This is a genomic window from Burkholderia sp. E168m23, from assembly GCF_016586125.1.
Classification (GTDB): Bacteria; Pseudomonadota; Gammaproteobacteria; order Burkholderiales; family Burkholderiaceae; genus Burkholderia; species Burkholderia orbicola.
In genome coordinates this window covers 1-2,830 of sequence record NZ_BCPP01000923.1, presented here as the reverse complement: position 1 = coordinate 2,830, position 2,830 = coordinate 1, and the positions used below count along the sequence as shown (strand labels likewise).

Annotated in this window: 2 protein-coding genes; both read left to right on the top strand. The window is 59.7% G+C overall.

The window, feature by feature from the left end:
* Window positions 1-314, top strand: a 314-nt coding sequence (locus tag JMF90_RS32005; protein ID WP_201325932.1) for a response regulator transcription factor, incomplete at its 5' end; no start/stop codon positions are given.
* Window positions 315-617: 303 nt separating this feature from the next.
* The coding region (locus tag JMF90_RS32000) for a histidine kinase dimerization/phospho-acceptor domain-containing protein (RefSeq protein WP_236598072.1) at window positions 618-2,830 on the top strand (2,213 nt) is incomplete at its 3' end.

Below are 2,830 nucleotides of genomic sequence, written 5' to 3'. Positions count from 1 at the left end.
AAAAAAGTGAACTGTTCGCTGCCGTTCGCACTGCGCTGCGAGGCGCGATCTACATCAGTGCCAGACTGCAGCGCGAATTGACGAAACTCGGACTGACCGAGATGGAAAGCCAGCGGGCCGCGAATTTGACGCCCCGCGAGTTGGAGGTGCTGCGCCTTCTTGCCAGCGGCAAATCGCCGACGGAAGTCGGCCAGATACTACATCGGACCATCAAGACCGTCAGCTGGGCCAAGACATCGGCAAAGCGCAAGCTCGGCCTCAAAAGCGATGCCGAACTGTACGAGTATGTCGTCAATCTCGGACTCATTGGCTGATGCCGCTTGCCCGGCCGCGACGGCGGTCGGACGTGGCAGACGGCCCCGGTTCAGGCGTCATGCCCACCGGAACGATTCGATTCGCGCCCCCATCAACTGAAATGTGCGTGCCGCATCGGCGGCAGCATCGCCATCCAATCGCACGGTAAGTCAATTTTGAAGAACAGCTTGTGGGTCAGCTTGCGGTTGAGCGTGGCTGTCGTCGTCGCGGTCCTGAGCACGTGTCCGATCGAGTCCGTAACGGTTGCAAATGTCGGAGAATCGACGCTTCGGTCGGCGGTGCCCTGGCCGAAGGAACCGACGGTGCCGATACAAACTCATCGCACGGTCGAGCGCTTGACGCTTACGCCGGAAGACCGTAGCTGGCTGGCCTCGCTTCCCCCGATCAAACTGGGCGTGGACCCGGAATGGGCGCCCATTGCCTACCTTGACGCAAACGATCGCCCGAGCGGCATTGCTGCGGACTATCTGGGCCATATCTCGGCATCGCTAGGCATTCGCTTTGCTGTCGTGAAAACGAATTCGTGGGCGGAAACCTTGTCTCGCGCGCAGTCGGGTGAACTGGATGCTGCCATACCGGTCAATACGCCGGTCGCCCGCGACGGGGTCTTGCTCTATAGCGTCCCGTTCATCACGCTCCCGGACGTGGTCGTGACTCGACCTCACGTGTCGCCGCAAGGAATCGTCGATCTAGCCGGCCGCCGGATAGCGGTCTCGGATCCCAGCGAGCTTCCCGCCACGGTACGGCAACAGATGCCCGACGCGGAAATCGTCATGGCCGCGAGCGCTCATCAAGCGATGAGCGCGGTGGCAGAAGGACGTGCCGATGCCTATGTCGGAAACGCGGCGATCGTCGATTTCAACATCCGGAACTATTTCCCTGGCATTCTCAAGATCGCGTCGCCGGCCGATCTCGACAGCCGGCTGAGTATTGCAGTCAACCGCCGCTACGAACGACTGATTCCCCTGATCAACTGTGCGCTTGCAGCTATCCCCAAGAGGGAACAACAACGCATTCGAAGCCGATGGCTGTGGCCTCGATATTCGGCGGGCCTGCCATGGAAAACGTTCGAGCTTGTGTTGCTCGGCACCGCGATCGTATTGGCAACCATTACCACTGCATACGTCCGGCTGCGCCGCGAGGTTCGCCGGCGATTGGCAGTTGAGCGTGAACTGGCCGATCAGCTCAGCTTCCGCGAAGCGCTGATGGAATCCCTTCCATACCCATTGGTCGCGAAAGATAGCGCGAACCGATATATCGCGCTCAATCACGCTTATGAAACTGCATTCTCGGTGAAGCGCGACGAGCTGATCGGTAAAACGACGCTCGACGCGTCGCCGCTGGATCCCCAATGGAATCGGAGCATCCACGCGATGAGCGAACGAGTTCAGGATCAGCAACAACCTCATCACGCCGAGGTCAATCTGATGGATCGCGACCAGAAGCAGCGGTCCTGGCTGTACTGGATGCATCCCTTTCAATTGCCGAGTGGGAAGCCGGGCGGGCTGCTCGTCACGTTGGTGGATGTCACCACGATTCGTGATGCAGAACAGCGTGCACGCGCGCTGGATCAACGATTGAGGCGCGTGACCGCCCATCTTCCGGCAGTCGTCTTCGAATTGCGTCGCACTCCGGATGGCGTGCTCCGTTTTCCTTATGTCGGAGGCAATACCCGCGCCATGTGGGATCTGGATGCGCAAACGATGGAAGACGATGCGCTGACGGCGCTTTCACGGGTGCATCCCGATGACCGACCTCTCATCAAATCGGCTGTCAGGCATTCCGCACGGACCATGCAGCGGGTTTCCATCGATTTTCGCTGCCGTTCCCAGGGATGCGAGCGCTGGATTCACACGGAAGCGACACCCCAAACCGAGCATGACGGGACGATATTCTGGAGTGGCGTGTGGTCGGATGTCACTCACATCAAGGCGCAAGCCAGGGAACTGGCCCGTGCGAAAGAAGTGGCCGAATTGGCCGCGGCATCAAAAGCGAGATTTCTCGCCACCATGAGCCACGAGATACGCACACCGATGAACGGGATCATAGGGATGCTCGAGCTGTTGCGACACGAGTCGTTGAGCATCAGGCAGCAGCGCATGCTTCACATGATCGGGGAATCCGCGATGACGTTGATGCAGATTCTCGACGACGTTCTGGACTTCTCGAAGATCGATGCAGGACAGTTGGAAATCGTGAACGAACCGACCGACCTGCGCGCGCTCCTGGACGGCGTCAGTGCGGTAGCCGCCACGCTCGCCCACGACAAGGGCCTCGTCGTGCGCAATTTCGTCAGCCACCGACTCGCCGCTGAACTCGAGATAGACGGCCTGCGTCTTCGCCAGATTCTATTCAACCTGATGAGCAACGCAATCAAGTTCACGGAAAGCGGCGAGGTCGGCGTACGCGTCGAGATTATCGACTACCGCAATGCGTGCCAGCGCGTTCGCTTCACGGTACACGACACAGGCATCGGCATCACCCCGGCGCAACTGCAATGTCTGTTCGCGCCTTT